Raw genomic sequence first — 5,899 nt, forward strand, 5'->3', positions numbered from 1 at the left:
CCGCTGAATGGGTATCCCGTTTGAGAGAGTGAGCAAGACGACGTACCCGAAGCAGTGCCCCATTCCACTTCCGACTTATGGAGTATGTGATGGCCCAACGTCATACCAAAATCAGCTTTAAGCCGGGTAAATCTCGGACGGCCCTGACGATCACTCATCCCAACGCCGCAGGCATCGACATTGGCAGCGCCTCCCACTATGTCGCGGTTCCTGCGGATCGTGATGACGAACCGGTACGGGAGTTTGCCAGTTTCACGGAGGATCTTGAGGCCTTGGCCGATTGGCTCAAGGCCTGCGATGTGGACACGGTCGCGATGGAATCCACCGGCGTGTACTGGATACCGCTCTTCGAACTGCTGGAATCGCGCGGATTCACCGTTGGACATGAGGCTGGTTCCCGGTGATATTGGTGCTTCGTAACTATAATGTATTCAATATCCTAAAAAAGTGTTTCTTGAGAGCCTGATGCGATTAATAGTTCGTCCAGAAGCGCAGCGAGCGTTACTCCCGGAGAAAAGGGCCATTCAGGCAATGAGTGAGAGATGAAACGGTCGTTAACTTTGGATTCCGGCCACGTTGTATCCTATGAAGATATCGGTGACCCGAACGGGAGGTTGCCGGTATTGTTCTTTCACGGTACGCCCAGCTCCCGTTTGCAACTGAAATTGCTGCCTGCGGCCCTTCGTGATGGCCTGCGCTGGATCGTCTTTGACCGGCCGGGTTACGGAGAATCGGACCGGCAGCCGGGACTGACCATGACCGAAGTGGCGGCAATGGGCGAAGTCTTGGTAAGCCGTCTGGGGCTTGACGCCTTTCAGGTGCTAGGTTTCTCCGGCGGTGGTCCTTACGCGCTGGCCTGCGCCTACGCCATGCCGGAGCGGGTGCGCTGTGTGCATCTGGCGGGCAGTCCCGGACCGGCCGAGCTGCCCGAGATATGGTCCGCCTTCCGTCTTCAGGATCATGTCCTCTTCACCCTGGTGCGCAGGGCACCGTGGCTCCTCAGGGCTTTGTTGCGCCTCAGAATGGCGGGCGTGCAGCGGAGGCCGGAGCGCTTCGTGGCGCAGTTCGCGGCAAAGTTGGGCGCCAGTGACTGGTCCCTGTTGTCTGCGCCCGACGTCCTGGCGAAGCTTTGCGAGGACCTGCGGGGGGCGTTGCGGCAAGGGACGGCAGGGATGGCCGATGATTTCGCGGTGCTCAACCGCCCCTGGCCTTTCCGTCTGGAGGATATCCGGGTGCCGGTGCATATCTGGCAGGGTGCCCAGGATCGTGTGAACAGACCACAGGTCGGTTTGGCGCTGGCTGCACATCTGCCGGCGGCGCAGTTTCATCTGCTGGAGTCGGGCACGCATACTATTTTACTGACCCACGCGGTGGAGATCCGGGCGGGGTTGGACCAGGACGTGGGTCCTGACCGGTTTGCAGAAACCTGCTAAATGAGACCTGGAATGAGGCGGTACGTGCAGTTGCGGTATTCCTGATAAGTGATCCCGAAGGCATCCGCCAGTATGCGTTCCTCTTTGGCGATTCTCCAGAGGTAGGCCGAGATGACGGGAAGAATGATTATAATCGCTGTGGCCCAGTAACCAAACGACAACGCCAATCCGAAAAAACACAGAAGCGCTCCCGTGTAGGACGGATGGCGCACCATGCGGTACGGTCCATGCCGGATCAGTCGGTGTCCAGGCTGGATAGCCAGGTCCACGGTGAAATATCTCCTTAACGTCATGATCGCATACGATCGCAACAGCAATCCCGCCATCAGCAGCGAACAACCCACCTGCGGCAGATATAGCGCAATATGTGGCTCATGGCGAACTTCCGCCGCCACCGTACAAGCCCAACTTCCGACGCTGGATAAGATCACGACGTTGAATATTTTTGAAGATCCGCCGTCTTGCTTGTTCGCATTCATGGGTGACCGGAAAAAATATTCCAGATATAATTCTAACAATATCCATGCGGATAACACGGCCAACAGTAGAACTGTAGATACCATTATTCGTCACCACCTTTGATTTGTCTGTGCAGATCACCAGCGAGGAAATAGTATACCATCGCATCGGTACATCCTAAATTCCTGAGGTTATCCCGAATTCCGCGACGGATATTTATCCCCGGTGCGCGTGCGTATGAGCCACCCGGGTAAGGCGGTGGGGTCGGTAAAACACGCCGCCGCACCGCTGGCATCCAGGCGTTCCGCGCTGTGTACGCCGCAGAGCACTCCCAGCGGCAAAACCCCGGCGGCAACGGCCATTTCCATGTCGTGCACGGTATCGCCCACCATGATGGCCGCCGCGGGGGGCAGGTCGTAGTGCTGCAGCAATTCGTGGAGCATCAGGGGGTCGGGTTTGGAGCGGCTTTCATCGGCGCAGCGACTGGCGCTGATGCAGGCGGCGAGACGGGGATGCTCGCCCAGCACCCGATCCAGACCGCGACGGGCTTTGCCGGTGGCCACGGCAATCTCATAGCCAGCATCGGCGAGTTGCACCACCGTGTTTTCCACCCCCGGAAAGAGGGGCATTTCGCGGAGTGGCGTGCTGAAAAAGCACTCCCGGTAACCCTCCAGAATCCGTTCCCGGGTAGGCTTATCGGCATCGGGGGCGAGGGCCGCCAGGGCGTCTTCCAGTCCCAATCCGATAATTTCCTGGTACTGCTGTTCACCACGATCCACCAGCCCTGCATAGGCAAAAGCATGGGCCAGACAACCGCAGATGGTAGAGATGCTATCCATGAGGGTGCCGTCCCAATCGAAAATGATCAGTCGGCAATCATCAGGGGGCAAAATCATCCGGCAGACTCCTTACGCAGTTGGGTCAGAATGGCTTGCAGATCAGCCGGCAGCGGGGCCTCAATGCGCATGGGCCGGCCGTCCTGCGGGTGGCGGAAGGCCACCAGGGCGGCATGCAAAAAAAGTCGTCGCAGGCCCAGGGCGCGCAGACGCTGGTTGAAGACCGCTTCGCCATATTTCTCATCACCTGCCACCGCATGCCCAATCGCTTGCAGGTGAACCCGAATCTGGTGCGTACGCCCGGTATCGAGATCAGCCTGCAGCAGCACCGCGCCGGGGAAATGTTCCAGTGGCAGAAAACGCGTATGTGCGGCCTTACCCTCCACCGGGTCCACCCGCACCATGCGCTCGCCGGACTGCAGGGTATTCTTGCGCAGGGCCAGGCGCACGGAACGCGCCTTCCCCTGCCAGTCACCGGCCGCCAGCGCCAGATAGCGCTTCTCCATGAAACCTTCCCGCAGGGCTTCATGGAGCGCACGCAGCGCCGAGCGTTTTTTGCTGAATATCAGGCAGCCGGAGGTGTCGCGGTCCAGGCGATGTACCAGTTCCAGTTCGCGGGCATCGGGTCGCAACTGGCGCAACGCCTCGATGACGCCCCAACTCAGGCCCGATCCCCCGTGCACGGCCAGCCCGCTGGGCTTGTCCAGCACCAGCAGATGGGTATCTTCGTAAAGGACAGCGACTTCCAACTGACTCTGCAGGTAGGTGGGCAGTACGGCGGGATCGTTGGGCGCCGCCACCCGCACCGGCGGCAGACGCAGTACGTCGCCCTCAGCCAAGTGGTAGTGCGGCCGCGCCCGCCCTTTGTTCACCCGCACTTCACCACTGCGCAGGATTTTGTAGATATGGGAGCGCGGCACGCCTTTCATCACCCGCAGGAGGAAGTTATCCAGCCGTTGCCCCGCTTCCGCATCGGTTACCTGCCATTGCCGCACCCTGTTTTCTGCCATTTTTCCCCACCCCTGCGCTTTTCATTTGCGATTCTATTCTTTTATGGCATATATTTCGACTTTGGACGCTGCGCTTCTCGGAGCGCGGCCCCAATTTCAGCATCGCCGGGCAAACCCCGTCGGTCCCAATTACAAACGCTGCGCTCCCTGACGGGTCCTTTCGGGCTTGCGGGTTGAGCGCCGGAGAAAGAAGAACTTATGAAACGGATGTTGATTAACGCTACCCACGCAGAGGAGTTGCGGGTGGCTTTGGTAGATGGTCAAAAACTCCTCGATCTGGACATTGAACGCGCTTACCGGGAACAGAAAAAAAGCAATATATACAAGGGTCGCATCACCCGTGTGGAGCCCAGCCTCGAAGCCGCTTTCGTCGATTACGGCGCCGAGCGACACGGCTTTCTGCCCCTCAAGGAAATCGCCCGGGAATACTTCCTACAGCAGGAACAGGGCCGCAAACGCATTCAGGATCTGGTGCGGGAAGGTCAGGAAGTCATCGTTCAGGTGGACAAGGAAGAGCGCTCCAGCAAAGGTGCGGCACTCACCACCTTCGTCAGTCTGGCCGGACGTTATCTGGTGCTGATGCCGAACAATCCGCGTGCCGGCGGCGTCTCCCGGCGCATTGAAGGCGAGGACCGCACCCAGATCCGCCAGCACCTGCAACTCCTGGACATCCCCGAAAACATGGGGGTCATCGCCCGCACGGCGGGGATCGGTCAGGAGCTGGAGGCCTTGCAGCGCGATCTGGAGTATCTCAAACAGATCTGGCAGGCCATCGTCGATATGGCGGCGCCGCGTGCCGCCCCTTTCCTGATTTATCAGGAGGGTAATGTCGTGGTCCGCGCTCTGCGTGATCATTTCTCCGAAGATTTCGGGGAGGTGCTGATCGACGAGGAGGGGGCCTACAACGCCGCGGTGCAGTTCATGGGCTCCATGATGCCGAAGATGGTGCATCGTCTGAAGTATTACGACAACGACGTGCCTCTCTTCTCCCGCTATCAGATTGAACAGCAGATTGAATCCGCATTCAGTCGCGAAGTGCGCTTGGAATCAGGGGGCGCCATCGTCATCGATCATACCGAAGCGCTGGTGGCCGTCGATGTGAACTCGGGCCGCGCCACCAAGGGTCAGGACATCGCGGAGACCGCGTTCCAGACGAACCTGGAAGCCGCTGAGGAGATCGCCCGGCAGATTCGCCTGCGCGATCTGGGCGGGCTCATCGTGGTCGACTTCATCGATATGGAATCCCCCAAGCACCAGCGTGAGGTGGAGAACAGGCTCAAGGAGGCCCTCAAGCTGGATCGGGCGCGGGTGCAGTTGGGGCGCATCTCCCGCTTTGGCCTCATGGAAATGTCCCGGCAGCGTCTGGGCGCCAGTCTGGAAGAATCGTCTTCTGAGCCCTGCCCGCGCTGCAACGGTACTGGTCAGATACGGGGCTGCGAAGCCACCAGCATGCACGTCCTGCGCCTGCTGTATGAGGAGTGCATGAAAACCGGAGCTGCCGAGGTAGAGTGTCGGGTGCCGGTGGATGTGGCCGTCTATCTGCTCAACGAAAAGCGCCGTCCAATTCTGGAACTCGAAGCCAAGACCGACACCCGCATCCTGGTCATTCCCATGCCGGACATGGTTACGCCCCATTATCAAATTCAGCGGACGCGCGTGGAAGGCGGCACCAGTCGGCCGGCACCGGCGCCCAGCAGTGACAACAGCGCGTTGCCCGCACGCCCCAGCCGTCCGACGAGCGAATCAGCGGCACTGAGTCCGTTGACCGCGCCGCCGCCGCCCGAGGTGTTGCCACCACTGCGCACACCACCGGCACCCAGCGGCCCGAAGGCGAAAGCGCCCGCTAAGGTCGTTCCGCCGGAAGAAGGTATTCTGGCCCGGCTGGTGCGGGCGCTGGTATCCCGTTATGCGCCCGTTGACGCGGCGACTTTCTTGGCGGAAACTAGTGGCACTGAGCTGTCGGCAGGCACGGAGCAAGTCAGCGAGACGAGCACCGATGAGCAGGAAAACGGTGGCGAAGGCCGCAGCAACCGGCGCCGTCGCCGCGGTGGACGCCGTGCACGGGCCCGGCGCTCCACCCAGGGCGGAGAGAATGGCGCAGAATCATCTTCTGCAGATGGGGAAGTCCCTGAGGATACCTACACGACAGAGGGATTCCAGG

General features: G+C 60.2%; 5 protein-coding genes and 1 pseudogene. 3 read left to right on the plus strand and 3 right to left on the minus strand.

Translation table 11 applies throughout. The features are described 5' to 3' along the window. Positions 1–89: 89 nt before the first annotated feature. Together AC2VNK_RS01875 and AC2VNK_RS01880 are read left to right on the plus strand one after the other, a co-directional pair. Positions 90–380 (plus strand): annotated as a pseudogene (locus AC2VNK_RS01875) (IS110 family transposase); the annotation flags it as partial. Between the two features lie 162 nt (positions 381–542). Next, positions 543–1,433 (plus strand): alpha/beta fold hydrolase, encoded by an 891-nt coding sequence (locus tag AC2VNK_RS01880; RefSeq protein ID WP_486882602.1) that lies wholly within the window; start codon positions 543–545, stop codon positions 1,431–1,433. On the opposite strand, the gene AC2VNK_RS01885 is transcribed toward AC2VNK_RS01880, so the two are convergent. The 3 genes from AC2VNK_RS01885 to rluC form a co-directional block, all read right to left on the minus strand. Then, entirely contained in the window at positions 1,430–1,912 is a 483-nt protein-coding gene (locus tag AC2VNK_RS01885) for a methyltransferase family protein (protein WP_486882603.1), read from the minus strand. The two genes, AC2VNK_RS01880 and AC2VNK_RS01885, sit on opposite strands and share 4 nt — an antisense overlap. A gap of 171 nt (positions 1,913–2,083) precedes the next feature. Then, positions 2,084–2,788 (minus strand): HAD family hydrolase, encoded by a 705-nt coding sequence (locus AC2VNK_RS01890; protein WP_486882604.1) that lies wholly within the window; start codon positions 2,786–2,788, stop codon positions 2,084–2,086. After that, entirely contained in the window at positions 2,785–3,738 is a 954-nt protein-coding gene (gene rluC / locus AC2VNK_RS01895; protein ID WP_486882605.1) for a 23S rRNA pseudouridine(955/2504/2580) synthase RluC, read from the minus strand. The genes AC2VNK_RS01890 and rluC overlap by 4 nt, the downstream gene beginning before the upstream one ends. 198 nt (positions 3,739–3,936) lie before the next feature. Here rluC and AC2VNK_RS01900 point away from each other — a divergent pair. After that, positions 3,937–5,899: Rne/Rng family ribonuclease (locus AC2VNK_RS01900; RefSeq protein ID WP_486882606.1), on the plus strand; the 1,963-nt coding region annotated here is incomplete at its 3' end.

Source organism: Acidithiobacillus sp. TH-A35 (assembly GCF_057473505.1).

What these genes read in the sequence shown, in the direction of transcription:
- AC2VNK_RS01885 (WP_486882603.1), bottom strand. Translation starts at nt 1,912, where the DNA reads ATGAATGCGAACAAGCAAGACGGCGGATCTTCAAAAATATTCAACGTC.
- rluC (WP_486882605.1), bottom strand. Translation starts at nt 3,738, where the DNA reads ATGGCAGAAAACAGGGTGCGGCAATGGCAGGTAACCGATGCGGAAGCG.
- AC2VNK_RS01890 (WP_486882604.1), bottom strand. Translation starts at nt 2,788, where the DNA reads ATGATTTTGCCCCCTGATGATTGCCGACTGATCATTTTCGATTGGGAC.
- AC2VNK_RS01880 (WP_486882602.1), top strand. Translation starts at nt 543, where the DNA reads ATGAAACGGTCGTTAACTTTGGATTCCGGCCACGTTGTATCCTATGAA.